This window comes from Paraburkholderia sp. J76, assembly GCF_905220295.1.
In the GTDB taxonomy this organism is placed as follows: domain Bacteria; phylum Pseudomonadota; class Gammaproteobacteria; order Burkholderiales; family Burkholderiaceae; genus Paraburkholderia.
This window is the reverse complement of sequence record NZ_CAJMZJ010000006.1, coordinates 99,735-125,832: the sequence shown is the minus strand read 5'-3', so window position 1 is coordinate 125,832 and position 26,098 is coordinate 99,735. Positions and strand designations below refer to the sequence as shown.

The window sequence follows — 26,098 nt, the reverse complement described above, 5'->3', positions numbered from 1 at the left end:
GGATGGGACAAGGCGCTAACGCGCCAACGCCCATCGACAAGGAGAGAGAGAATGTCGTTTCAGGCACGTGCAACCACCATGCTCGGCAAGCTCGCCGTCGCGCTGACGTTCGCCGGCATCACCGCCGCGGCGCATGCCGATACGGTCCGCGTGACCGTCGCCCACTACAGCGACGCCACCGCCCCGTACTTCGAAAAAATGGCCAAGCAGTTCGAGGCCGCCAACCCCGGCATCACGGTCAAGATCGAAGACGTGAACTGGGACTCGCTGCAACAGAAGCTGCAAACGGACATTTCCGGCGGCGCCAACGCCGACCTCGCCATCATCGGCACGCGCTGGCTGCTCGACTTCGTGAAGGACGACATCGCCGAACCGCTCGACCCGTACATGGACGCCAACTTCAAGGCCCGCTTCATCGGCCCGTTCCTGGCTCCGGGGCAGATCAACGGCAAGACCTACGGCCTGCCGATCGCCGCATCGGCGCGCGCGCTGTACTACAACAAGGACATGCTCGCTTCGGTTGGCTATCCGAACGGTCCGAAGACCTGGAACGACGTGATCGACGCCTCGAAGAAGCTGAAGGCGAAGGGCATTGCGGGCTTCGGTCTGCAAGGCAAGGAAATCGAAACCGACGTGTATTTCTACTACGCGCTGTGGACCCATGGCGGCGACGTGGTGGGCAAGGACGGCAAGGCGGCGTTCAACTCGCCGGCCGGCGTAAAGGCCGCGACGCTCTACAAGACGATGATCGACGAAGGTCTCACGCAACCCGGCGTGACGGGCTACAGCCGTGAAGACGTGCAGAACCTCTTCAAGCAGGGCCGCGTGGCGATGATGATCTCGGCGCCGTTCCTCGCCAAGCAGTTGCAGAAGGAAGCACCGAACATCAAGTACGGCATCGACCCGATCCCGGTCGCGACGACGCCTGCAACGTATGCGGTGACCGACTCGATCATGATGTTCAAGAACTCCAAGGTGAAGAAGAGCGCCTGGAAGTTCCTGGACTACCTGTTCACGAAGGAACCGCGCGTGCAGTTCACGAGCACGGAAGGCTTCCTGCCGACCACGAAGGCCGAAGCGAGCGACCCGGCGTTCCAGAATCCGGACACGCAAGCCTTCATCGCGCTGCTGCCGCATGCGAAGTTCGCGCCGACCGTGACGGGCTGGGAAGACACCGCGAAGGCCGTGACCAACGCGATGCAGTCGATCTACCTCGGCAAGGCCAAGCCCGCCGACGCGCTGAACCAGGCGGCCACCGAAGCGAACAAGTCGCTCGGCAAGTAAGTTTGACAAACACGCTGCAAGCCAGCCTTTAAGGCAAAACCAGGCAAAACCGGCGCGCGCCCGAAGTTCCGGGCGCGCGCCGGAGCGCCTGAAAACCGATGTTTCGAAGCACTGACGATTCGACATGACTACGGGTCCCCTGAAGCCATCGCCCGCCACAGCAGCGGCCGGCGACGCCCCCGACCGATCACGCGCGAGAACCCGCATGAGCCGAGAATCCCGCGCCGTTTCCGCGCCCCGCGCGCCCTGGCTCCTGATCGTGCCGAGCCTCGTGCTCGCGCTCTTCATCATCAGCTATCCGATCTTCAACATCGTGTTTCAGTCGCTGCATGATGTGTCGCGCTTCGGGCAGATCCGCGGCTTCAGCGGGCTGCAGAACTTCTATAACGTGTTCGACGATCCGGTGTTCATGAGCGCCCTGAAGAACACGCTGATCTGGACGTTCTTCGTCGTGGTAGGCACGGTGGGGATTTCCGTGCCGGTCGCGCTCGTGCTCAACCAGGACTTTTACGGCCGCGGCATCGCACGCACGATCATCATGCTGCCGTGGTCCGTCTCGCTCACGATGACGGCCGTGGTCTGGCGCTGGGCGTTCAACGACGACTACGGCATGGTCAACGTCACGCTGCAGCGCCTCGGCCTCGTTTCCGGGCCGATCCACTGGCTCGCGACGCCCGAGTATGCGTTCCCTGTCGAGATCTGCGTGGGCATACTCGTGTCGATTCCGTTCACGACGACGATCCTGCTGGGCGGCCTTTCATCGGTGCCGGGCGATATCTACGAGGCCGCGCGCATCGACGGCGCGAGCGCCTGGCAGCAGTTTCGCCAGCTCACGCTGCCGCTGCTCAAGCCGTTCATCAATATGGCGATCCTGCTGAACGTGATCTACGTGTTCAACTCGTTCCCGATCATCTGGGTGATGACGCAAGGCGGCCCCGACGACAGCACGCATATTCTCGTCACGTACCTTTACGAACTCGGCTTCAGGTTGGGACGACCAGGCGAAGCGGCTGCGGTCTCGCTCGTCATGCTCGTCATTCTGTTCGCGTTCTCGGTGGTTTATCTGCGCTTGCAGGCAAAACGCGGCAGCGCCGAAGGAGACCTCGCATGAACCGCAAACTCAAACGCTCGATCTGGTGCTGGCTCGCGCTCTCGCCGCTCGTCCTGGCCGTGCTGTTCCCGTTCGCGGTGATGTTCTTCACCTCCTTCAAGCCGGCTTCCGAAGTGTTCGTGTATCCGGCGCGCTGGCTGCCGATGCAGTGGCGCTGGCAGAACTACGTCGACATGTGGCAGGCCGCGAACTTTGGCGTCGCGCTGCGCAACAGCATTATCGTGAGCTGTCTTTCCACGGCGCTCGCGCTTGCCGTGAGCCTGCCGGCCGCCTATGCGCTCGCGCGCTTCCCGTTCCGCGGACGCGGCGTCTACCGCCAGTTCCTGCTCGTCACGCAGATGCTCTCGCCGATTTTGCTCGTGGTCGGCCTGTTCCGGCTCGCCGCGATGATTCCGTACGGCGACGGCAATCTCGTCGACTCGAAGATCGGCGTGATCGTTTCATACGCGGCGTTCAACATTGCGTTTGCCGTGTGGATGCTCTCGTCGTATTTCCAGACCGTGCCGCGCGACCTGGAAGAATCGGCGTGGCTCGAAGGCTGCAGCCGCACGGGCGCCGTGTTCCGCGTATTCCTGCCGCTCGCGGTGCCCGCCGTGGTGGTCACGGCGATCTTCACGTTCATCAGCGCGTGGAATGAATTCGCCGTGGTCTATACGCTGATCCGCTCGCCCGAAAACAAAACGCTCACCGTGCAGGTCACCGACATGGTGGCAGGCAAGTACACCGTGGAATGGCAACTCGTCATGGCGGCGACGCTGGCGGCCACGCTGCCCGTTTCCGTGGTGTTCGCGTGGTTGCAGCGCTACATGGTGAAGGGGCTCGCGCTTGGCGCGGTGAAGTAACGACGCCTGATTTCGAGGCGAAACAGAAGCGACGGGCACATGCCCGTCGTTTTTGTTTCGCGCCCCGCGCTATCTCGACTCTACTTGCCCAGCTCGTGTCCGATCACGCCGCCGGCCACCGCGCCGCCCACGGTGCCGACCGTGCTGCCATCGGTGGCCCGGTTGCCGACATAGCCGCCCGCGGCCGCGCCGCCCAGCGTGCATGCCCCCGTCCCTGCCGCAGTGACGACGATGGTGAGGACGAGTGCAGCGCGCGCCGCGCCAGTGCGTCGAAGCCAGTTCATCGCCGATTCTCCTGATCCATGGTAGTGGCGCTCATGTCAGCAAGCTTCGTGCCGCGACGGCTTTAGCCGTGGTGCAGATGCAGGAGGATCAGCGTGAGGGTAACGAGCGAGCCGAGCGTCGAATGCAGAATCGTGCGCGACGTCACGTGCGCCTCGCGCCGGTAGTACTCGGCCAGCATGAACGGGCCGGTGCCCGTGGGCAGCGCCGCAAGCAGCACCGCGATTTCCACGAGCTGGCCGGAGAGCCCGAATACGCGGTCGGCCAGCCACCATGTGACGAGCGGCTGCGCGACGAGCTTCGAGAGCGTGAGCCACCACGACGACTCGCGCGGCGCGTCGCCCCTCGTCCGGCGCTCGGCGAGAAAGAGCCCGAGGCTCACGAGCGCGCACGGGCTCGCCGCGCTGCCCAGCAGCTTGAGGAAGGTCTCCGCGCTTGCGGGCAGCGTGACATGCGCGGCAGAGACTAGCGCGCCCAGCGCCGGCGCAACCAGCAGCGGATTGCGCACGAGCGAGCGCACGACCTTGATGGCGAGCCGGTGCGGACGCCGCTCGCTTTGCAGCCCGGTTTCGATCAGCACGATGGCGACGGCGAACAGCACGCAGACCACGAGAATCGTCGCAATGGTCGTGGGCGTGAGGCTCGCCGGCCCGAACGCGATCATGCATAGCGGAAAGCCTACGTAGCCGGTATTCGGATACGCGGCGGCCAGACCGTCGATGCTCGCATCCGCAAGCGGGCGGCCGAGAAACACGCGCGCGCCCACCACGGCGGCGAACACCACGAGCGCCGCAAGACCGAACGCCGCGACGAACGCGGGCTGATACAACTCGCGCCACGTTGCGTGCGCAAGGATATCGAAGAGCAGCGCGGGCAGCGCGAGCCAGACGACGAAACGGTTCAACTCGGAAGCCGCGGCGGGGCCGAGGACATTCGTGCGGCGGCAGGCGAAGCCCGCAAAAATGAGGCCGAAAACCGGCAGGAGAATGGAAACGGCAGAAAGCATCGGGATTCGTGAATGCAAAGCGCGCGGACGTGCCGCGCGCCAGGGTGAAACGGAAGGCGAAACGTTTCTCTAGTCCATCGCCGCGTGACTCGTATCGACGGTAGCGGCGCTGGAGCCGGTGCGGATCAGGAAGAGCAGCGGAATCACGAGCAGCGTCGCCACGAACATCATCTTGAAGTCGTTCAGATACGCGATCATTTGCGCCTGCTGCGTGATCGACTGGTTGAGCACGGCAAGATCGTACCGCGAACCGTTTTCGAGCATCTGCTGAACCGCCGGGTTGAACGGCGTGATGTTCGCGGCGAGGTCCGAATGCGCGATCTGCGTGCCGCGCGTAACGAAGGTCTGCACGATCGAAATGCCGATACTGCTGCCGATATTGCGCATGAGGCTGTACGTGGCCGTACCATCCGCGCGCAGTTGCGGCGTCAGCGTCGAGAAAGTCAGCGCGGAAAGCGGAACGAACACGAAGCCGAGACCAAAGCCCTGCACCACGCCCGGCCACACGATGTCCGAAGGCGAAAGCACGAGCGTGTACTGCATCATCTGCCACAACGCGTACGCCGACACCACGAAGCCGAACAGCAGCATGATGCGCGCGTCCACGCGTTTCAGTATGCGCCCCGCTATCAGCATGGCGACCATGGTGCCCGCCCCGCTTGGCGCGGTCACGAGACCCGTGGTCGCGACCGGATAGCCCATGAGGTTCTGCAGCATGGGCGGCAGCAGCGCGCGCGTGGCGTAGAGCACCGCGCCGATCACGAAGATAAAGAGCGTACCCGTGGCGAAGTTGCGGTCCTTGAGCAACTGATAGCGAAAGAACGTGCCGGGACCCGAAGTGGCCGTATGCACGATGAAAAACGCGAAGGCGATGACTGCAACCACCGCTTCGACGCGGATCTCCAGCGAACCGAACCAGTCGAGTTGCTCGCCGCGATCGAGCAAGGCCTGCAGCGCGCCGATGGCGAGCGCGAGCGTGGCGAAACCGAACACGTCGAAGCGCTGTGTGCGGCCAGGCTCACGCGCGGGCATGAAAGTCGAGACGCCGAAGAACGCGAACAGGCCCACCGGCACGTTGATGAAGAACACCCAGCGCCAGTTGTAGCTATCGGTGAGCCAGCCGCCGAGCGTGGGGCCCAGCACGGGCCCGACCATCACGCCCATGCCCCAGACGGCCATGGCCTGGCCCTGCCGCTCGCGCGGATTGATGTCGAGAAGAATGGACTGCGAGAGCGGCACGAGCGACGCGCCGAACACGCCCTGCAACAGCCGCGAGGCGACGATTTCGCCGAGCGTTTCCGAAAGCCCGCACAGCGCCGAGGCCACGGTGAAGCCGGCGATCGCCACGCCGAGCAGCCGCTTCACGCCAAAGCGGTCCGCGAGCCAGCCCGTGAGCGGTGTGGCAATGGCAGCAGCGACGATGTACGAGGTGAGCACCCAGGTAATCTCGTCCTGGGAGGCGGAGAGTGTGCCCTGCATGTGCGGCAGCGCGACGTTGGCGATCGTGCTGTCCAGCGTCTGCATCAGCGTGGCGAGCATGATCGAAAGCGTGATCATGCCGCGATTGAGCGGGGCTTCCTTGCCCGGCTCCTCCCGACGCTGCGCGGCGGAGCCGTCCTGCATGACTGCGGTCATCGTGCGGTTTGCATGCGGTTCGAGTGCGTTTCGAGTGCGTTTCTCGTGATTGGGGGCGGAGCGCGTCGGAATTAATAAGCCTGCTTATTATACGACTCGCGCCTGTGGGCGCAATCGGTATCGAGGGAGAGCGGACACGCATGTGAAGCCCCGCGGCGCGCGCCCGTATAATCGCGCGATGACTACCGACCTCGAAACCGACCTCGAAAAACGCTTTGGCTTCCTGGTTGTCGACGTGGGCCGACTCTATGGCCAACGTTACGACGAGCTGGCGAAGTCGTCGCTCGAACTCACGCGCGCGCAGTGCCGCATGATCGCGTACCTCGCGCACTATGGCGACATGAACCAGGCGCGCCTCGCCGAACTGCTGGAAGTGGCGCCCATTTCCGCGGGGCGGCTGCTGGAACGCATGGAAGAGGGCGGCTGGGTCGAGCGAGCGCCCAACCCGGAGGACCGCCGCGAATGGCTGGTGAGCCTCACGCCCAAGGCGGAAGGCGTGCTCACGGGCGCACGCCGGGTGGGCGACGAAGTGCAGGCGGAAGCCCTGGCGGGCTTCACGCCTGAAGAAGCCGCGCAGTTCAGTGCGATGCTTCAGCGGGTGCGCGCCAATCTCGGCGCGCTGGTGGAACGCTAAACGGTCTGATCAGCGCAGCCGTACCAGCGTGGACTTGAGTTCCGTGTACTTTTCGAGCGCGTGCAACGACTTGTCGCGACCGTTGCCGGATTCCTTGAAGCCGCCGAACGGGAAGTTCATGTCGCCGCCTTCGTCGTAGCAGTTCACCCACACCGTGCCCGCACGCAGCCTGCGCGAAATTTCATGCGCATGCGTGAGGTTCGCGGTCCACACCGCTGCCGCGAGCCCGTAGTCGCTGTCGTTCGCAATGCGCACCGCTTCGTCGATCGTGCTGAACGTGATGACGGAAAGCACCGGCCCGAAAATTTCCTCGCGCGCGATTTTCGTGTCGTGATGCGTGTCGAACACCGTGGGCTCCACGTAGAAGCCGCCGCCCTGCGCATTCACGCGCTCGCCGCCCGTCAGCAGCTTCGAATCCTTGCGGCCGGCTTCGATATAGCCCAGCACCCGTTCCAGTTGGACCTTGTCGATGATCGCGCCCATCGACACATCGGGATCGAGAGGATTCCCAGGCTTATAGGCCTTCGCGGCCTCGACGAGCTTCGCGAGGAACACGTCCTTGATCTCGTGATGCACAAGCAGGCGCGAGCCCGCGGTGCACATCTCCCCCATGTTGTAGAAAATCGCGCCCGCCGCCGCGCTGGCCGCGCGGTCGAGATCGGGGCAATCGCGCAGCACGATATTGGGCGATTTGCCGCCGAGTTCGAGCCATACGCGCTTAAGATTCGACTGACCCGCGTACTGCATGATCTGCTTGCCCACGTTCGTCGATCCCGTGAACGCAATGCAGTCCACGTCGCGATGCAGGCCGAGCAGCTTGCCCGGCTCGCCGCCGCCCGGCAGCACGTTGAACACGCCCGCCGGAATGCCGGCCTCGTGCGCCAGTTGCGCCACGCGAATTGCCGTGAGCGGCGATTTCTCCGAAGGCTTGAGCACGACGCTGTTGCCCGCCGCGAGCGCGGGGCCGAACTTCCACGAGGCCATCAGGATCGGGAAATTCCACGGTACGATCGCTGCCACCACGCCGATCGGTTCGCGCGTGACGAGGCCCACGAGATGATGATCGGCGGGCACGACTTCGCCGCCCACCTTGTCGATGGCTTCAGCGAACCATTCCACGCAGTAGGCCGCGCCCGGCACGTCCACCGTTGTCGTGTCGCCAATGGGCTTGCCGGCATCGAGCGTTTCGAGCAGCGCGAGTTCGTCGAGATGCTCGCGCATGAGCGCGGCCCAGCGCAACAGAACGGCCTTGCGCGCACGCGGATTCAGGCCTGCCCATACGCCTTCGTCGAACGCGCGGCGCGCGGCGCCCACCGCGGCGTCGACATCGGCGGCGCCGCAATCGGCCACGCTAACGAGCACGCGGCCGTCGATCGGGCTCACGCAGTCGAAGGTGCGGCCCGAATACGCGTCGCGATACGCGCCGTCGATGTATGCGCGGCCTTCGATCGAAAGCGTCGCGGCCTTGTCCTGCCAGTAAGCGAGAGTTTTCTTTTCCATGAGGATGCCTCAATGATTTGCCATCCACCTTGCACGTCGCAATGCGGTGCGAGGCGAACGGATTCGCGCGACGAGGGAGTCAGAAAGTGGGCGGCGAATTGGCCGACACCACCTCGCAGACTTCGTTCGCGCTGGGATTGCGAAACCGGTGCGGGAAGCGGCTTTCGAAGTAGTAGCTGTCCCCGGGGTCGAGCAGCCAGGTCGTGCCGTCCACGGTCAGCTCAAGTTGCCCGGCGACCACCACGCCGCCTTCGTGCCCCGCATGCACGAGCATTTCGGGGCCGGTGTCGGCAAGCGGCTGATAGACCTCGCGCATGATGCCCATATTGCGGTCCTTCATGTTCGCGCCGGCCAGATAGAACTCGATCGACTCGTTGCCGAGGTTCGGCATTTCGCCCCGCCGCGACACGATTTCGGTGCCTTCGGTCAGATCGAACGTGAAGAATTCGGCGAGGCTCATGGGAATGCATTCGAGCAGCTTCTTGAGCGAGCCCACCGAGGGACTGACGCGACTTTGCTCGATCAGCGAGATCGCGCCATTGGTCACGCCCGCGCGCTTGGCGAGTTCACGCTGCGACAGGCCATAGCGCTTGCGAACGTAGCGCAGGCGGGTGGCGACTTCGGATGACACAGAGGCAGACTCGGGCACGATGAGGAACCGTTGACAGAATGACCGCGTGTAGAGGGTAGGACGAATGTGTTGAATATTCTAATCAGTTTGCTTTATTTTGCGTCAGTGGAAACCCGTGTAAGTTATTCGAAATATAAGTGCAGGAGCCGATATTTCGCACAGCGTGCTATTTCACAGGGCACTCGGGGAAAGTGCTGACATCAAAAACTTGAAAAAATAATTGACGCCCTTTTTGGCTCGTATATGCTGGACTACAGGTCGAACACAGCATTGTTTCTGTCGCGTTGCGTCGCAAAAACCGCGTTTTATGCGAGAAACATAGCAAGTCGGCTGAGTTTGGAAAGCAATACATCGATGTCGCTCAATGTTTAATACGTTACTCAAATTGACGACCTCGAATGCTTTAATCAGACGTCTTTTTTAACGCAACCAGTCGAGTGTTATTGTGAGAGTCCGTGGCCCTCTGGTGAGGTGGGATCGTAGTCATGCGAGGTGTCTTCGCAGTGACTGCGCCGCCATCGCCGACGGCAGTAGCGGCAGGCTTGCCTCTCGCCTGTTCCTGTCCGTCTTCACGATCCTTTCCCGCCGCTCTGTCCGGCGTCATAACGCCGTCTCCGCACGCGCCTTCATTGCCGTCCACACGGACGAAGTCGCGTCGCTCCTGCCCTAGCGCCTCCCCTTCTCGCGCCGTTCGTTTTCTTCGCCGTGGTTTGTTCGCGAGGTGTCTCGTCGCGCCATCACGATGTGGCCGCGCACGCCTGAACACCATCGCGCCTCACACCGGCAGAAAACGCACCGCCTACATGATCTCCACGCGCAGCGCCATTCGTTAGCGTCGCTGCCGCGGAGCACACAAGGTTTGTAGTTTTGCGTCCGCAAGGCTGCAAGGTCATGTCACGCCCGTCGCATCGGGATGTCCTGCACGGGCAATCAGGCAAATCATTAGTCATGCGAAACAGACCATTAGTTGGCCTCACCGCCGACCGCACGATGATGGGACCGCACGCGTCGCACGTCGCGGGCGAGAAGTACCTCACGGCAGCGGTAGACGGCGCAGGCGCGCTGGCATTCGTCGTGCCCGCGCTCGGCGAGCGGCAGGCCGCGTCCGACATTCTCGAAGCCGTGGATGGACTGCTTTTCACGGGCAGCTATTCGAACGTCGAGCCGCATCGCTACGGCGGCCCGGCAAGCGAGAGCAGCACACTGCACGACCCCGCTCGCGACGCCACGACGCTGCCGCTCATGCGCGCCGCGATCGAAGCCGGCGTGCCGGTGCTCGCCATCTGCCGCGGCTTCCAGGAAATGAACGTGGTGTTCGGCGGCACGTTGCATCAGCAGGTGCACAACGTCGCGCGCTACGACGACCATCGCGAGAACAAGAACGATCCGCTCGACACGCAATACGGCCCGGTGCACGCGTTGAAGCTCGTGGAAGGCGCTTTGCTGCAACGGCTCGCGGGTGGCGTACGCGAAGCACGCGTGAATTCACTGCACGGTCAGGGCATCGAACGGCTGGGAGCGGGCCTCGTGCCCGAAGCATTCGCACCCGACGGCCTCATCGAAGCCGTGAGCGTGGCGAACTCACCCAGTTTCGCGCTCGGCGTGCAATGGCACCCCGAGTGGAAACACGCGAGCGACGCGCTGTCCACCGCCATCTTCCAGGCGTTCGGCGATGCCTGCCGCAACCGCATGCTGGCCCGAATACCGGGCGGGGCCGGACACGACGCGGCGCATGCGCCGCTCGCCGCCCACGCCTGACGCCGGCCCATACAGAACAGAGAGAACGATCATGCATGAAATCGACGAATTTCTGAAAAAGCATCGCATCACCGAAATCGAAGCAATCATCCCCGACATGGCGGGCATTGCGCGCGGCAAGATCATTCCGCGCAGCAAGTTCGAATCGGGCGAGGCGATGCGTCTGCCGCAAGCCGTGATGATCCAGACCGTGACGGGCGATTACCCCGAAGACGGCAGCCTCACCGGCGTCACCGATCCCGACATGGTGTGCGTGCCCGACCCGTCCACCATCCGCATCATTCCGTGGGCTGTCGATCCCACCGCACAGGTGATTCACGACTGCGTGCATTTCGACGGCACGCCCGTGGAAATCTCCCCGCGCCGCGTGCTGCGCCGCGTGCTCGATCTGTATGCCGCGAAAGGCTGGAAGCCGGTCATCGCGCCGGAACTCGAGTTCTATCTCGTCGATATGAACAAGGACCCCGATATCCCGCTCGCGCCGCCTATCGGCCGTACGGGCCGCCCGGAAACGGGGCGCCAGGCCTATTCGATCGAAGCGGTGAACGAATTCGACCCGCTCTTCGAGGACATCTACGAGTACTGCGAAATTCAGGACCTCGAAGTGGATACGCTCATTCACGAAGTGGGCGCGGCGCAGATGGAAATCAACTTCCTGCACGGCGATCCGCTCAATCTCGCCGACCGCGTGTTTCTCTTCAAGCGCACGGTGCGCGAAGCGGCGCTGCGCCACCACATGTACGCCACGTTCATGGCGAAGCCCATGGAGAACGAGCCGGGTTCAGCCATGCACATCCATCAGAGCCTCGTCTCGGAGGAAAGCGGCCAGAACCTCTTCACAGGTACGGACGGCAAGCCGACGGACATGTTCTACGCGTATATAGCCGGACAGCAGAAGTACACGCCCGCGCTCATGCCGATCTTCGCGCCGTACATCAATTCGTATCGCCGCCTTTCGCGCTTCATGGCCGCGCCGATCAACGTGGCATGGGGCTACGACAACCGAACTGTGGGCTTTCGCGTGCCGTATTCGTCACCGGCCGCGCGACGCGTGGAGAACCGCATTCCGGGCGTGGACACCAACCCGTACCTCGCGATCGCCGCGACGCTGGCCGCCGGTTATCTCGGCATGACGCAGCATCTCAAGCCCACCGAGCCGCTCGTGAGCGACGGCTATTCGCTGCCGTACCAGTTGCCGCGCAACCTGGAAGAAGGCCTCACGCTGATGAGCGCGAGCGAACCGCTCATGGGCATCCTCGGCGAAAAGTTCGTGCGGGCGTACCTCGCGCTCAAGGAAACCGAATACGAAGCGTATTTCCGCGTGATCAGTTCGTGGGAACGCAAGCACCTGCTGCTGCACGTGTAAAACGAAAGGAGACACAGCAATGAGCTATCGAATCGACGCCCCCGCCAGCGCGCTTCAGGAAGTGCCGACGACGCTGCGCGCCCAATCCACCCGCGCGACGCGCTCGACGAGCGAATACCGCGCGCTCGACGCCGCGCATCATATTCACCCGTTTTCGGACATGGGCTCGCTCAACCAGACGGGCAGCCGCGTGATCGTGAAGGCGAAGGGCGTGTATCTGTGGGACTCCGAAGGAAACCTGATTATCGACGGCATGGCCGGACTCTGGTGCGTGAACGTGGGCTATGGCCGCAAGGAACTGGCCGACGCCGCCTATGAGCAAATGCAGGAACTGCCCTTCTACAACACGTTCTTCAAGACCACGCACCCCCCGATCATCGAATTGTCGGCGCTGCTCGCGCAGCTTTCGCCCGAGCCGTTCAATCACTTCTTCTATTGCAACAGCGGCTCCGAAGGCAACGACACGGTGCTGCGCATCGTGCATCAGTACTGGCTCACGCAAGGCAAGCCCTCGAAGAAGGTCGTCATCTCGCGCAGGAATGCCTATCACGGTTCGACCATCGCGGGCGGCTCGCTTGGCGGCATGGGCTACATGCACGAGCAAATGCCTTCGAAAGTCGGGAACATCGTGCACATCGACCAGCCATACTTTTACGGCGAAGCGCAAGGCAACATCACGCCGGAGGAGTTCGGCCTCGCGCGCGCACAGCAACTCGAAGCGAAAATTCTCGAAGTGGGTGCGGAGAACGTGGCCGCCTTCATCGGCGAGCCGTTCCAGGGCGCGGGCGGCGTGATTTTTCCGCCCTCGACCTACTGGCCGGAAATTCAGCGCATTTGCCGCAAGTACGACATCCTGCTTTGCGCCGACGAAGTGATCGGCGGCTTTGGGCGCACCGGCGAATGGTTCGCGCATCAGCACTTCGGCTTCGAGCCCGATCTCATCACCATGGCCAAGGGCCTCACGAGCGGCTATGTGCCGATGGGAGCGGTGGGCATTCACGAGCGCGTGGCGAAGGCGCTGATCGAGAACGGCGAGTTCAATCACGGCCTCACGTATTCGGGGCATCCCGTCGCGGCCGCCGTGGCCGTAGCGAACCTCAGGCTGCTGCGCGACGAGGGCATTGTCGCGCGCGTGAAGAACGACACCGGTCCGTACTTCCAGCAACGCCTGCGCGAGACCTTCGCCAATCATCCGATTGTCGGCGACATTTCGGGCGCCGGTCTCGTGGCCGGCCTGCAGCTCGCCGAAGATCCGAAGGCGCGCAAGCGCTTCGCAAATGGCGGCGACGTGGGCACGCTCTGCCGCGACTTCTGCTTCAACGGCAACCTCATCATGCGCGCCACGGGCGACCGCATGCTGCTCTCGCCGCCGCTCGTGATCACGCGCGGCGAGATCGATGAAATCGTGTCGAAGGCGAAAAATGCCATCGACGCAACCGCGCAACAACTGGGTCTTTCTTAACGCGACTTGTCCACGGCGGGCGGCACAACGGGGTGCTGCGCCTCCCGCCGGTCTTCATCTTCAGGGGAAAGCAACATGAGTGTTAGTCATCTTCGTCATGCGGTCGCGCTCGCGGCCCTCGCAGCGTGTGCGGGACTCACGGCCGTTTCGAGCGAGCCTGCGCACGCGGCCGATGGCGATCTGAACGTCTACAACTGGTCCGACTACATTGCGAAGGACACGATTCCGAACTTCGAAAAGGAAGCGGGAATCAAGGTCAAGTACGACAACTACGACAGCGACGACACGCTGCAGGCCAAACTGCTCGCGGGCAGCTCCGGCTACGACGTCGTTGTGCCCACATCGAATTACATGGCCAAGCAGATTCAGGCCGGCGTGTACCAGAAGCTCGACAAGTCGAAGATCCCCAACCTCTCGAACCTCGACCCCGTGCTCATGCACATGATCGCCGACGCCGATCCGGGCAATCAGTACGGCGTGCCCTGGGCGTTCGGCACCGACGGCATCGGCTACAACAAGCAGGCCGTGGAAAAGGCGCTCGGCGCGAATGCGCCGGTGGATAGCTGGTCGCTCGTGTTCGACCCGCAATATCTCTCGAAGCTCAAGGGCTGCGGCGTGTCGTTCCTCGACCAGGCGGTGGACGTGTTCGCCGCCACGCTTCAGTACATGCACAAGGACCCCAACAGCACAAACCCCGCCGACTACCAGGCCGCGTTTGAAGTGCTGAAGAAAGTCCGCCCGTATATCACCCAGTTCAATTCGTCGGGCTATATCAACGACCTCGTGAACAACGACGTCTGCGTGGCCGTGGCATGGTCGGGAGACGTGGGCATTGCGCACCGCCGCGCGGAAGAAGCCAAACGCTCCTATGAAGTGAAGTTCTCGAACGTGAAGGAAGGCGGCCTGCTGTGGTTCGACGTGATGGTCGTGCCGAAGGACGCGCCGCACCCCGAAAACGCGATGAAGTGGATCAACTACATCTCGGACCCGAAGGTCAACGCGCAAATCACCAACGAAGTGTTTTATCCCACCGCGAACAAGGCCGCCCGCCAGTTCGTCACGCCGGCCGTTGCGCAAGATACGACGGTGTACCCGCCCGAAGACGTGCTCAAGAAAATGACGCTGATGAAGCCAATGCCCGCTGAAATCCTGCGCCTCGAAAACCGTCTGTGGGCCCAGTTGAAGACAGGCCACTGACACCCCGATGTTGTTCACCCCCTGAAGGAACAAGAAGGAGACGACGCGGAAGAGGAATCGCTAGACCCCTCTCCGCCAGAAGTACGCAATTTCGAAGTCCGGCCGCGCTGCGCCGCCCCCCCTTTTTTGACGACGCGCGCGAGCCTTTCCCGATCTCCGTTCGCAGTACTAATCGCGGGTCGCGCCAGCGCCCCGTGCGGGCCGGCTCGTGCCTGAAAAACGTGTACCGCGATCAGAAAGGAACCAAGGTCAGAACATGAATTCGACGTCTAAAGTCAACGCCCCCGAAACTCAGCGCGCCAATGCAACCCCGGCAAGGAACGAAGCGTTCGTGCGCATCGAAAACGTCGTCAAGAAGTTCGGCGACAGCACCGCCGTGGACAACGTAAGCCTGAACATCGCCAAGAACGAGCTGTTCGCGCTGCTCGGCAGTTCGGGCTGCGGCAAGTCCACCTTGCTGCGCATGCTCGCAGGGCTCGAAACGGCCACGTCGGGCCGCATTTATGTCGACGGAGAAGACCTCGCCTCACTGCCGCCGTACCGCCGCCCCGTCAACATGATGTTCCAGTCGTACGCGCTCTTCCCGCACATGAGCGTGGAGGCGAACGTCGCGTTCGGCCTCAAGCAGGAAGGCGTGCCGAAGAACGAGATTCGCGAGCGCGTGGCCGATGCGCTGAACCTCGTGCAGATGGGCCGCTACGCGAAGCGCAAACCGCATCAGCTCTCAGGCGGCCAGCAGCAGCGCGTGGCGCTTGCACGTTCGCTCGTGAAGCGTCCCAAGCTCCTGCTGCTCGACGAGCCGATGTCGGCGCTCGACAAGAAAATCCGCCAGAAAACCCAGCTCGAACTCGTGAACATCATCGAGAAAGTCGATGTCACCTGTGTGATGGTCACGCACGATCAGGAAGAGGCGATGACGATGGCCAATCGCCTCGCCGTGATGAGCGAAGGCCGCATCGTGCAGATCGGCTCGCCCGGCGAAGTCTACGAATTTCCCAACAGCCGCTTTTCGGCCGAGTTCATCGGCTCGACCAACCTGTTCGAAGGCAAGGTCGTCGAGGACGAACCCGACCACATCTTCGTGGAAAGCGAGGACCTCGAAACGCGCATGTACGTGAGCCACGGCGTGACCGGGCCGCTCGGCATGCCCGTGGGCATTTCGGTGCGCCCCGAGCGCGTGCGCGTGACGCGCGAGAAGCCGGGCACGCCGCACAACTGGGCGCGTGGCGTGGTCACGGATGTGGCCTACATGGGCAGCTATTCGCTCTATCACGTGCGTCTGCCAGGCGGCAAGGTGGTCGTCTCGAACCTCTCCAGTTCGCACCTCATGAACGAGGGCGCGCCCGCATGGAACGACGACGTATACGTGTCGTGGTCGCCCGCCAGCGGCGTTGTGCTTACACAGTAAGGAGGCGTGAATCATGAGTACCATCGTTCCCACCACGGCCGCTTCGGGCCGCGCAGCCGCAGACGCTCGCCGAGGCGCGCTCGTGCGCTTCCTCTCGCGCTTCGTGCCCTCGGGCCGCACTGCCGTTATTGGCGTGCCGTTCGTCTGGCTCACGCTGTTCTTCGCACTGCCTTTCGTGCTCGTGCTGAAGATCAGCTTCGCCGACCAGGTCATGGGCATTCCGCCCTACTCGAACCTGGTCGAGATGAAGGACGGCGTGGTGCATTTCGCGCTGCAACTCGGGCACTACGCGTTCCTGCTGCAGGACAGCCTCTACATCGCCACCTATATCAGCTCACTGAAAATGGCGGCGGTTTCCACGATCTTTTGCCTGCTGATCGGTTACCCCATCGCGTATTACATCGCGCGCTCGAATCCGGCCACGCGCAACCTGCTCATGATGGGCGTGATGCTGCCGTTCTGGACGTCGTTCCTGATTCGCGTGTACGCGTGGATCGGCATTCTCAAGGACGACGGCCTGCTCAATCACGTGCTCATGGCCACAGGCCTGCTTCATTCACCGCTGCGGCTCTATCACAGCGACGCGGGCGTTTATATCGGCATGGTCTATTCGTACCTGCCCTTCATGGTGATGCCGCTTTACGCGCACCTCGTGAAGATGGACCTCACGCTGCTCGAAGCCGCCTACGACCTCGGTGCGAGGCCCTGGGTGGCGTTCACGCAGATCACTCTCCCGCTTTCGAAGAACGGAATCATCGCGGGCAGCCTGCTCGTGTTCATTCCGGCGGTGGGCGAGTACGTGATTCCCGAACTGCTCGGCGGCGCCGACACGCTCATGATCGGGCGCGTCATGTGGGACGAGTTCTTCAACAACATGGACTGGCCGATGGCCTCCGCCGTCACCGTGGCGATGGTGCTGCTGCTGCTCGTGCCGATGGCTATCTTTCAGTACTACCAGGTCAAGGAACTGGAGGAAGGCAAATGATCAAGCCCAATCGCACGCTTTCCACCGGCGTTCTCACGCTCGGGTTTCTGTTCCTCTATATCCCGATCATCAGCCTCGTCGTCTACTCGTTCAACGAGTCGAAGCTCGTCACGGTGTGGTCCGGCTTCTCGCTGAAGTGGTATTCGGCGCTGCTGCGGGACGAAGAACTGCTGGGCGCCGCGTGGCTCTCGCTCAAGATCGGTCTCATGACGGCATTTGCCTCGGTCGCGATCGGCACGTGGGCGGGCTTCGTGCTCGCACGCATGGGGCGCTTTCGCGGCTTCACGCTATACACCGGCATGATCAACGCGCCGCTCGTGATTCCCGAGGTCATCCAGGGCATTTCGCTGCTGCTGCTCTTCGTCGCGCTGGAGCAAATGCTCGGCTGGCCGAAGGGGCGCGGCATCGTGACGATCTGGATCGGCCACGTGATGCTGTGCGTCTCGTACGTCGCCATCATCGTGCAGTCGCGCGTGAAAGAGATGAACAAGTCGCTCGAAGAGGCCGCGCTCGATCTGGGCGCCACGCCGCTCAAGGTGTTCTTCGTCATTACGCTGCCGCTCATCTCGCAAGCGCTCCTTTCCGGCTGGCTTCTTTCGTTCACGCTCTCCATCGACGACCTCGTGCTCTCCGCGTTCCTTTCGGGACCGGGCTCGACCACGCTGCCGCTCGTGGTGTTCTCGCGCGTGCGCCTCGGTCTGAACCCGGAGATGAACGCGCTCGCCACGCTCTTCATCAGCGCGGTGACGGTCGGCGTGATCGCCGTGAACCAGTTGATGAGCGCACGCGAAAAGAAGCGTACGCGGGACATGCAGCTCGCCTTCGTCCAGCCCGATGCATCCGAAGCCATCAAGCCTGCCGCGCCCGCCGGCGCGGTAGGCGCGCCGATCGGTCGCCGCGCGGCCTGATCAGGATTGCCAGGTAAAGAGGGGCGGCACTGGGGCCGCTCCTCGTAAAACTCGAACTGATTGCAATAACGACCAACAAGGAGAATTTCGATGAGGAAGAAGTTAATCTGTCTGCTGGTGGCCGGGGCGCTGCCAGGGCTCGCGTTAGCGGACTCGACCAGCGAACAGATCAAGGCCCTGCAGGCGCAACTGAACGCCCTGCAAAAAGAGGTGAAATCGCTCAAGACGGAACTGGCGCAGTCGAAAACAGCCACCGCGAAGGCCGCAACGCCGACCGTACCCGCCACTGCGGCCGCCCCCATCGTGGACATCGGCTCGCCCGACTACGGCAAGGCGAGCGCGAACCTGACTAACGACCAGGTCGATGCGATGAAGCAACAGATCGCGAGCCAGCAGCTCAAGGTCGATTCGCTCACCGACGCCGCCACGACCGGGCCGCTCGCGGGTCTGTCGATCACGGGGTATATCGACCCGACGTATATCTACAACCGCGCGCCGGGCACGTCGTCGTTCCTTTTCGCGAACCACACTGGTTCGTACAACTACTTCAACAGCACGTTCGGCGACGTCTACCTCGACATCAAAAAGACCTTCGGCGTGGGCCCGATGGCGCCTTCGGCCGAAATCACGCTCATGCCCAACCGCGGCAACGGGATCACGCTGCTGCAAAACGAGCATGGCGAGATCGGCAACAACATCCTGAACACCGCGGTCGTTACCGTGCCGGTGACGTCCACGGGCACGTTCGTCGCCGGTCTCATGCCGAGCTTTGGCGGGTACGAGGTGCAGCAGTCCAACCAGATGCTCACGCTCACGCACAACCTGCTCTACGACTTCTCCGATCCGGGCAGCTACGTGGGCGTCGGCTGGAACTACACGCCAGACGGCAGCCAGTGGGCGTTCAAGTTCATGGTCGGCAACGAGCAGTACCGCACCAACGGCGCGATCGTGCAGACTGGCCAGAACGCACTGGGCGACCCGATCACCACGAGCAACAAGATCCCGACGTTCACGGCGCGCGCCGACTATACGTGGTCGAGCGCACTCGACATTGGCGGCTCGTTCAACATCGGCCGCCAGACGCTGCCGAGCGCTTTCGATCCGACGACGGGTCAAGCCGTGTACGGCGTGGGCGGCCAGGCGTCGAGTTCGGGCGGCTACTTCTTCTTCGGCGAGATGGACGCGACCTATACGCTCGCGGACGTCCAGTACAACGCCGAAGTCGATTACGGCCAGCAGCAGCGCGCCGCATTCAACGGCGGCAACGCGCAGTGGTACGGCTTCTCGCTGCTCGCGCACCGCAAGTTCAGCGCGCCGGTGGTGGGCCGCATGGGTGTGACGGCGCGCTACGACCTGCTTGCGAACGGCAAGAACGGCGGCGGTGGCGGCGGCATTGCGCTCAATTCGAATGGGATGGACCCGTACAATGGCTTCGGCATTGGTGCGGACTGCCTGGCAAATTCGCAGGCCGGTGGCGGCTTCGGCTTCGAGTGCAAGGGCGCGACGCGCCAGGACGTCGCGCTCGATCTGCTGTTCTACCCGACGCAGCAAATCCAGGTGAAGGTGGAATATCGCCACGACTGGGCCACGCAGCGCGTGTTCCTGAACAGCGATGGCTCGTACAGCAAGAGCAACGACTTGCTGGGCGCGCAATTCATCTACTCGTTCTGATGAAGTCGCGGCGGGCGGCGGCCACGCGCTGTCGCCCGCTGCTTCCCGGTACGCTTTCCCTATGCTCAAATTCGCCAGTCAGCCTCATGCCCCGTCCTGGTACGCGGCCACCGCCAACGACACGACCGCGCACCCCACGCTGGAAGGCGCGATCGATGCCGATGTCTGCGTGGTCGGCGCGGGCCTCACGGGCGTTTGCACCGCGCTCAATCTCGCGGAGCGCGGCTATCGCGTCGCGCTCGTGGAAGCCTCGCGAGTGGCGTGGGCCGCAAGCGGGCGCAACGGCGGTCAGTTGATCGGCGGCTTTGCCTGCGACATCGACACGTTCGCGCAGTTCATGCCCGAAGCCGATGTTCGGCGGATCTGGGACATGGGCCTCGAAACACTCGACATCGTGAAGCGGCGCGTCAGGCAGCACAACATCGATTGCGCGCTCACCGCGGGCTATTTCACCGCCGCGAACAAGGGGCGCGACGCGGATGCGCTCAAGCGCTGGCGCGACGAGGCGGCGCAGCGCTTCGGCTACGACCGCTTCCAGTACGTAGCCTCGGGCGGCGTGGGTCGCTACGTGCAGTCGTCGCGCTACGTGGGCGGCCTCTACGATCCTGATAGCGGCCATCTGCATCCGCTCAACTACACGCTCGGACTGGCGCGCGCGGCCGTCGAAGCCGGCGTGCGCGTGTATGAAAACAGCCCCGTCACGCGGCTGCGCGAGGAAAACGGCACCCATGTAGTCGAAACGGCGCGAGGCAACGTGCGCTCGAAATTCGTTGTGCTCGCATGCAATACGTATCTCGGCGATCTTGCGCCCGCCCTCTCGCGCAAGATCATGCCCGTGGGCACCTATGTCATCGCCACCGGGAAATTGGGCGCCGAGCGCATGAACGCGCTGATGCCCGCTCAGGCCGCCGTATGCGACAGCCGCTTCGTGCTCGACTACTTCCGTCCCGCATCGGACACGCGCCTGCTTTGGGGCGGCAAGGTGAGTTACTCGACGTTCGCCCCGCGCAATCTCGGCGAAGCGATGCGCCGCGACATGCTGAAAACGTTTCCCCAACTCGCCGACGTGAAGGTGGATTACGCGTGGGGCGGCTACGTGGACATCACCATGAATCGCGCGCCGCACTTCGGCCGCCTCTCGCCCACGGTGTATTTTGCGCAGGGTTTCTCGGGCCACGGCGTGAACACTACGGGACTGGCGGGCACGCTGATCGCCGAAGCCATTCACGGCCAGGCCGCGCGCTTCGATCTGTTCGGCAAGATCCGCCACCGCGATTTCCCTGGCGGCGCTACACTGCGAACCCCTGCCCTCGTGCTCGCGATGGCGTGGTATCGAATGAAGGACCTGCTTTGACGACACTCGACCTCGACGCCCAGGCGGACGCCCTCGCCCGCCACTCGTACTACGAAGCCAGCGCCACGCGCCCCGCCGACGACGACCCCGTGCTCGAAGGCGTGCTCGACGCCGACGTCTGCGTGATCGGCGCCGGCTTCGCCGGGCTCTCGGTCGCGCTGGAATGCCGCGCACGCGGTCTTTCGGTCGTGGTGCTCGACGCGCACCGTCCCGGCTGGGGCGCCTCGGGCCGCAACGGCGGCCAGACGCTCGTGGGTTTCGCGAAAGACGAAGTGCTCGAAAAGCAGCTTGGCGCACAGGGCGTACGCGCGGCGTGGGCGCTTTCCATCGAGGGCGTGGAACTCGTGCGCGAGCGCATTGCGCGCTACGGCATCGATTGCGACTTCACACCGGGCTATCTCACGGTCGCGACGAAGAGCAAACGCGTGCCCGATCTGCGTGCATGGATGGACGCGGCGCGCACGCGCTGGGGCCACGACCGCCTCGAATGGCTCGACACCGACGCCACGCGCGCACGTGTGGCGTCGCAGCGCTATATCGCGGGCGTCTACGATCCGGTGTCGGGGCATCTTCATCCGCTCAAGTACTGTCTCGGCCTTGCTGCTGCCGCGCGCCGCGAAGGTGCGCAACTGTTCTCCCATACGCGCGCGCTCGAAGTCGTGCGCGGCGAGCGGCCCGTGGTGAAAACCGCGCGCGGCGAAGTGCGATGCCGCTTCGTGGTGTCCTGCTGCAACGCCGCGCCGGGCGGCGTTTTACCCGGCGCCGTGGCCGCGCGCATCGCGCCCATCGCGTCGTACATCATCGCAACCGAACCGCTCGGGCGTGGACTGGCCGATTCGTTGATCGCGCAACGTTCTGCCGTGTGCGACAACAACTTCTTTCTCGACTATTTCCGCGTTTCGGCAGACGACCGCATGCTGTTCGGCGGGCGCGCCGATTCGACTGGCGCCGCTCCCGAGCGCCTGACGGCAGCCATGCAAGCGCGCATGATCGACACGTTCCCGCAACTCGCGGGCGCGCGCGTGGAATACGCATGGGGCGGCTTTGTCGATGTCACGCGCAACCGCGCGCCCGACTTCGGCGCGATCGACCCGAATTACTACTACGTGCAAGGCTTTTCGGGCCACGGTGTCGCGCTCACGGGCATCGCGGGGCGTGTCGTTGCGCAGGCCATCGTGGGCGAGCGCACCTCGTTCGATCTGTTCGCGCAGGTCAGGCATGCGCGCTTTCCGTTCGGGCCCGCGTGGAGGCGGCCCGCACTGGAAATCGGCATGCTTTATCACCGCGTGATGGAGATGTTCTGAAGCGAAGCGGTTAGAAGAAGTGCCGCACGCCCACATTGGCGCCGACCGTCGTACCGTCTGCGCCGAACAACGCGCCGTTGATGGCGAGGCCCGTATCCATCTTGCCGTTGTTGTGCACCACGGCGGCTTGCGCATACACGACCGTCGCTTTCGAGAGGAAGTATTGCGCGCCGATCGCGCCCAGGATCGAGTTATTGCTGGTCTGGCTGCGATCGCTTGTCCACCACACGCCGCCGTCCAGCGTCACCGAGGGCGTGACCGAGTAATTCAGGCCGCCGGCGATAACGTTGTTGTTGAAGCTTCCGGCGACCTTGTAGTTGGTGAACGAAGCCTTCGCGGTGACAGGCCCGAAGTGATACGAAACGCCGAGCGTGCGGCCGAGGAATTCGATATCCGAAGGCACGGGCGTAGGCTGCGCGGCGCCGCTGTTTCCGTCGTACATCGCGGCGTTGATCGCAAACTCCGCGTGCTCGTACTTCAAGCTGAACGAGTATTGGCGGCCCGCCTGAAAGTCGCCCGCCACGCCGCCGAGGGCGAGCATGGCGCGCGCGGTGAACCCCGCGATATCCGGACTCGCATACGATATAGCGTTCGAATTGAAGAGGCCGGTCGCGTAGACGTTGTCGACGTACGTGATTGCACCGCTGCCGAAATCGGAAAATCCGCGCGGGTCCGTTTCGTCGACCGCGTAGAGAAACGGCGAATACTGCACGCCTGCCTTGACCTCGCCGAAGCGCCCGGCGAGCGAAATCCAGGCTTGGCGCCCAAAGAAGTTGCCGTTCGAATCGTTCAGGCCGCCGTTGGCCACGTTGATGCCGCTTTCGAGGTCGAAGTTCGCATGCAGGCCGCCACCGAGGTCTTCGGTGCCGCGCAGGCCGAACCGCGACGAATTCAAACCGCTGTCGACGAGCGAAAACTGACTGCCGCCGTTGCCCCCGTTCTCGCCCAAAGTCTTGTTGGTATACAGCAGCGCGGCATCCACCGCGCCGTAAAGCGTCACGCTGCTCTGTGCGTGTGCCGTCGCGCCGGCGCACAGACAAGCCAGAATCGCAACCCGTCCTGCAATTTCGCATCCCTTCTTCATGATCTCAACCTTCCATTCGTCTATATTTAGCATTGCAAAATGAAAAGCCCGAAAGGCGGCGCTTCACGCGCTCAACGTCCCGCGCCGGGCGCCGTCACGCTCGCCTTTCGTCACCACCAGCAGCAATATCGCGCCAAGCGCGAAGAGCGCCGCGAACACATACAGGCCAGCGGCCATGCTGCCCGTGTTGGTCTTGAGCCAGCCGATTACGGTAGGACTCACGAAGCCGCCGAGCAAACCGATGCTGCTGATGAGCGCAATTCCGCTCGCCGCGCCCGCGCTGCCGGCAAGCCATGCGGAGGGAATTGCCCAGAAGAGCGGCACGGTCGAGAAAATGCCCGCGGCCGCAAGGCACAGCAGCACGAACGACAGCGCCACCTGCGACGAAGCCATCGGCAACATCATCAATGCGGCGGCGCCGACTAGCGCGGCGATCGAGGTATGCCAGCGGCGCTCGCCGATGCGGTCGGAACTCGCGGCGCACGCGAACATCGCCACGGCGGCCACGATGTTCGGAATCGCCGCGTACAGGCCGATGCGAGCGAGGTCGGTCACGCCCAGCCCCTTGATGATGGTCGGCAGCCAGAACGGGATCACGGCAATCGCGCAGATGAAGGAGAAGTACACCGCGGCGAACGCGTAGACGCGGCGGTCTTTCAGGACGTCGCGCACGGACCCGGCAACGTGCGTCTGCGTTTGCGCCTCCACCTCCCGGGCGATCAGCCATTTCTGCCTGGGCGTGAGCCAACGGGCGGTTTGCGGGCCTTCGGGCAGCACGACGAGAATGACGAGGCCCAACGCGACGCTGGGCACCCCCTCAAGCAGGAACATCCATTGCCAGCCCGCGAGGCCGGCTACGGCGTCCATATTCTTGAGGATCCACCCTGAAAGCGGATTGCCGATCACACCGGCGAGCACGAGCGCGGACGAGATCGCGGCGAGCGCCCTGGCGCGCCGCGCGGGCGCATACCATAGCGTCAGGTAGTACACCACGCCGGGAAAAAAGCCGGCTTCGAACACGCCCAGCAGAAAGCGCAGCGCGTAAAAGGCCGGCACCGAATTCACCATCATGGTCGCCGCCGAGACGACGCCCCAGCCGATCGTGATACGCGCCAACGTACGGCGCACGCCGATTCTGTTCATGAGGAGGCTGCTGGGCACTTCGAACATGAAGTAGGCGATGAAGAAGATGCCCGCGCCCGCGCCATAAACGGCGTCGCTGAAACCAAGCGCCGTTTTCATCTGAAGCTGGGCAATGCCGATGTTGATGCGGTCGATATTCGCCAGGATGTACGCCGCGAACAGCAACGGCATCAAGCGCCATTTGATCTTCGAATAGGCCGCGTCCACCTCGCTGTCGCCGGGGGCGGACAGGTCCTGCGCCGCCGCCGTTTTAATCGGTGCGTTCACGTTTTCGTCTCCTCATTTTATGTTTGACGGTGCTACCGGAACCTCAAACCACGCCGCGCTCCCTCAACTCCGCGAGCCGCTGCGCATCGATGCCGAACGCCTCGCCGAGCACGCGCGCCGTATGTTCGCCGAGCATGGGCGGCGCGCGGTGCGTAACAGGCGTACGCGAAAAGCGCAGAGGACTGCGCAACGAAGGAACCTCGACTCCGCGGCTGTGGGCAAGCGTGAGCGCAAGTTCGCGATGGCGCGCCTGCGGGTCGTCGAAGACTTCCGCGAGGGTATTGATCGGACCGCCCGGCACGCCGCACTCGTTAAGCTCGGCGAGCAATGCTTCGCGGGAGCGCCCGGCGATGAGCGGCGCAAGCGCGGCCCGCAATGCGCCGCGGTTCGCGACGCGCTGGGCATTGGTGCGAAAGCGGTCGTCCTCCAGCAGCGTCTCGCAGTGCAGAACCCGGCACAGCGCCTCGAACTGCCCGTTGTTGCCCGCCGCGACGATCAGCCGTCCGTCGACGCAATCGAATACTTCGGATGGCGAAGCAATCGGGTTGGTGTTTCCCGCGCGCGCGGCTACCTTGCCACTCATGAGATAGCCGAGCGCGAGATGACCGGTCAGCGCGCACGACGCGTCGAGCATGGCCGCGTCCAGGTACTGCCCCTCGCCCGTGCGCATTCGGTGGAACAGCGCGCCGAGAATGCCGATTGCCGCATAGAGTCCCGTCACGACGTCGGTGATCGGTATCGCGGTGCGCATCGGGCCGCCGCCAGGCTCGCCGTCGGGGTGGCCGCAAGTGCTCATCACGCCGGCCATGCCCTGCAAAATGAAGTCGTAGGCGGGACGGTTCGCGTAAGGGCCGTCCTGCCCGAAACCCGTGACCGAGCAATAGACGATGTCGGGCCGCAATTCGCGAATCGACTCGTAGTCGAGCTGATAACGCGCAAGCGAACCGACCTTGTAGTTTTCGACGACCACGTCGCATTGCGCGGCAAGTTCGCGGGCGAGTTGCGCGCCTTCGGGCGTCGAGATGTCGAGCGTGATCGACTGCTTGTTGCGGTTGTAGGCGAGGTACAGCGCGGAGTCGTTGCTGTCCGCGCCATCTACAGGATCACGAAGGAACGGCCCCATGCGCCGTGTGTCGTCGCCCTCGCCCGGCCGCTCGATCTTGTAGACGGTCGCGCCCATGTCGGCGAGTGCTTGCGTGCACAACGGCCCCGCGATGACCCGCGTCAGATCCAGAACCTTGATGCCATTCAATATGCCACTCATCC

General features: G+C 63.5%; 23 protein-coding genes. 15 read left to right on the top strand and 8 right to left on the bottom strand.

Annotation, left to right across the window (positions count from 1 at the left end; translation table 11 throughout):
- Positions 1 to 51 precede the first annotated feature (51 nt).
- From U5768_RS13730 to U5768_RS13720, 3 genes are all read left to right on the top strand, one after another.
- A complete protein-coding gene (locus U5768_RS13730) occupies positions 52 to 1,284 on the top strand; it encodes a sugar ABC transporter substrate-binding protein (RefSeq protein WP_322030946.1) in 1,233 nt (410 codons plus the stop codon).
- Positions 1,285 to 1,489: 205 nt separating this feature from the next.
- Positions 1,490 to 2,395, top strand: coding sequence for a sugar ABC transporter permease (locus U5768_RS13725; RefSeq protein WP_322030945.1), 906 nt, complete (start codon positions 1,490 to 1,492; stop codon positions 2,393 to 2,395).
- A complete protein-coding gene (locus tag U5768_RS13720; protein ID WP_322030944.1) occupies positions 2,392 to 3,237 on the top strand; it encodes a carbohydrate ABC transporter permease in 846 nt (281 codons plus the stop codon). The genes U5768_RS13725 and U5768_RS13720 overlap by 4 nt, the downstream gene beginning before the upstream one ends.
- Positions 3,238 to 3,317: 80 nt before the next feature.
- On the opposite strand, the gene U5768_RS13715 is transcribed toward U5768_RS13720, so the two are convergent.
- The 3 genes from U5768_RS13715 to U5768_RS13705 form a co-directional block, all read right to left on the bottom strand.
- The gene (locus U5768_RS13715; RefSeq protein WP_322030943.1) at positions 3,318 to 3,521 is read right to left on the bottom strand and encodes a glycine zipper 2TM domain-containing protein; all 204 of its coding nucleotides are present in this window, start codon (positions 3,519 to 3,521) and stop codon (positions 3,318 to 3,320) included.
- A 62-nt stretch (positions 3,522 to 3,583) separates the two neighbouring features.
- Entirely contained in the window at positions 3,584 to 4,525 is a 942-nt protein-coding gene (locus U5768_RS13710; RefSeq protein ID WP_322030942.1) for an AEC family transporter, read from the bottom strand.
- Between the two features lie 69 nt (positions 4,526 to 4,594).
- Positions 4,595 to 6,082: a DHA2 family efflux MFS transporter permease subunit gene (locus U5768_RS13705; protein WP_322031182.1), complete on the bottom strand. Its 1,488-nt coding sequence runs from the start codon at positions 6,080 to 6,082 to the stop codon at positions 4,595 to 4,597.
- 256 nt (positions 6,083 to 6,338) lie between these two features.
- Here U5768_RS13705 and U5768_RS13700 point away from each other — a divergent pair, with 256 nt between their 5' ends.
- Positions 6,339 to 6,794: a MarR family transcriptional regulator gene (locus U5768_RS13700; protein WP_322030941.1), complete on the top strand. Its 456-nt coding sequence runs from the start codon at positions 6,339 to 6,341 to the stop codon at positions 6,792 to 6,794.
- Between the two features lie 9 nt (positions 6,795 to 6,803).
- On the opposite strand, the gene U5768_RS13695 is transcribed toward U5768_RS13700, so the two are convergent.
- Both U5768_RS13695 and U5768_RS13690 read right to left on the bottom strand, forming a co-directional pair.
- The gene (locus U5768_RS13695; RefSeq protein ID WP_322030940.1) at positions 6,804 to 8,294 is read right to left on the bottom strand and encodes an aldehyde dehydrogenase; all 1,491 of its coding nucleotides are present in this window, start codon (positions 8,292 to 8,294) and stop codon (positions 6,804 to 6,806) included.
- A 79-nt stretch (positions 8,295 to 8,373) separates the two neighbouring features.
- A complete protein-coding gene (locus tag U5768_RS13690; protein WP_322030939.1) occupies positions 8,374 to 8,925 on the bottom strand; it encodes a cupin domain-containing protein in 552 nt (183 codons plus the stop codon).
- Positions 8,926 to 9,370: 445 nt separating this feature from the next.
- Here U5768_RS13690 and U5768_RS13685 point away from each other — a divergent pair, with 445 nt between their 5' ends.
- The 11 genes from U5768_RS13685 (at position 9,371) to U5768_RS13635 (ending at position 22,338) form a co-directional block, all read left to right on the top strand.
- Positions 9,371 to 9,595 carry a hypothetical protein gene (locus tag U5768_RS13685; RefSeq protein ID WP_322030938.1) on the top strand — a complete coding sequence of 75 codons (225 nt, stop codon included), beginning with the start codon at positions 9,371 to 9,373 and terminating at the stop codon, positions 9,593 to 9,595.
- A 278-nt stretch (positions 9,596 to 9,873) separates the two neighbouring features.
- Positions 9,874 to 10,683: a gamma-glutamyl-gamma-aminobutyrate hydrolase family protein gene (locus U5768_RS13680; protein ID WP_322030937.1), complete on the top strand. Its 810-nt coding sequence runs from the start codon at positions 9,874 to 9,876 to the stop codon at positions 10,681 to 10,683.
- Between the two features lie 31 nt (positions 10,684 to 10,714).
- Positions 10,715 to 12,049, top strand: coding sequence for a glutamine synthetase family protein (locus tag U5768_RS13675; RefSeq protein WP_322030936.1), 1,335 nt, complete (start codon positions 10,715 to 10,717; stop codon positions 12,047 to 12,049).
- Between the two features lie 19 nt (positions 12,050 to 12,068).
- Positions 12,069 to 13,511: an aspartate aminotransferase family protein gene (locus U5768_RS13670; RefSeq protein WP_322030935.1), complete on the top strand. Its 1,443-nt coding sequence runs from the start codon at positions 12,069 to 12,071 to the stop codon at positions 13,509 to 13,511.
- Positions 13,512 to 13,586: 75 nt separating this feature from the next.
- Entirely contained in the window at positions 13,587 to 14,708 is a 1,122-nt protein-coding gene (locus U5768_RS13665) for a polyamine ABC transporter substrate-binding protein (protein ID WP_322030934.1), read from the top strand.
- 256 nt (positions 14,709 to 14,964) lie between these two features.
- On the top strand, positions 14,965 to 16,116 hold the full coding sequence (locus U5768_RS13660) for an ABC transporter ATP-binding protein (protein WP_322030933.1): 1,152 nt from the start codon (positions 14,965 to 14,967) through the stop codon (positions 16,114 to 16,116).
- A gap of 13 nt (positions 16,117 to 16,129) precedes the next feature.
- Positions 16,130 to 17,101 carry an ABC transporter permease subunit gene (locus tag U5768_RS13655; RefSeq protein WP_322030932.1) on the top strand — a complete coding sequence of 324 codons (972 nt, stop codon included), beginning with the start codon at positions 16,130 to 16,132 and terminating at the stop codon, positions 17,099 to 17,101.
- The gene (locus U5768_RS13650) at positions 17,098 to 18,009 is read left to right on the top strand and encodes an ABC transporter permease subunit (protein WP_322030931.1); all 912 of its coding nucleotides are present in this window, start codon (positions 17,098 to 17,100) and stop codon (positions 18,007 to 18,009) included. Before U5768_RS13655 ends, U5768_RS13650 begins: the two co-directional genes overlap by 4 nt.
- A gap of 90 nt (positions 18,010 to 18,099) precedes the next feature.
- A complete protein-coding gene (locus U5768_RS13645) occupies positions 18,100 to 19,680 on the top strand; it encodes a DUF3138 family protein (protein WP_322030930.1) in 1,581 nt (526 codons plus the stop codon).
- Positions 19,681 to 19,741: 61 nt separating this feature from the next.
- Positions 19,742 to 21,034, top strand: a complete 1,293-nt coding sequence (locus tag U5768_RS13640) for an FAD-binding oxidoreductase (protein ID WP_322030929.1) — start codon at positions 19,742 to 19,744, stop codon at positions 21,032 to 21,034.
- Complete coding sequence (locus U5768_RS13635) at positions 21,031 to 22,338, top strand: FAD-binding oxidoreductase (protein WP_322030928.1); 1,308 nt, start codon at positions 21,031 to 21,033, stop codon at positions 22,336 to 22,338. Before U5768_RS13640 ends, U5768_RS13635 begins: the two co-directional genes overlap by 4 nt.
- A gap of 10 nt (positions 22,339 to 22,348) precedes the next feature.
- Here the strand turns inward: U5768_RS13635 and U5768_RS13630 are convergent, their stop codons facing one another.
- The 3 genes from U5768_RS13630 to U5768_RS13620 all read right to left on the bottom strand — a co-directional run bounded on the left by U5768_RS13630 (position 22,349) and on the right by U5768_RS13620 (position 26,096).
- Positions 22,349 to 23,422, bottom strand: coding sequence for a porin (locus U5768_RS13630; protein WP_322030927.1), 1,074 nt, complete (start codon positions 23,420 to 23,422; stop codon positions 22,349 to 22,351).
- A gap of 63 nt (positions 23,423 to 23,485) precedes the next feature.
- The gene (locus tag U5768_RS13625) at positions 23,486 to 24,832 is read right to left on the bottom strand and encodes an MFS transporter (protein WP_322030926.1); all 1,347 of its coding nucleotides are present in this window, start codon (positions 24,830 to 24,832) and stop codon (positions 23,486 to 23,488) included.
- Between the two features lie 43 nt (positions 24,833 to 24,875).
- The gene (locus tag U5768_RS13620; protein ID WP_322030925.1) at positions 24,876 to 26,096 is read right to left on the bottom strand and encodes a CoA transferase; all 1,221 of its coding nucleotides are present in this window, start codon (positions 26,094 to 26,096) and stop codon (positions 24,876 to 24,878) included.
- Between the last annotated feature and the right edge of the window lie 2 nt (positions 26,097 to 26,098).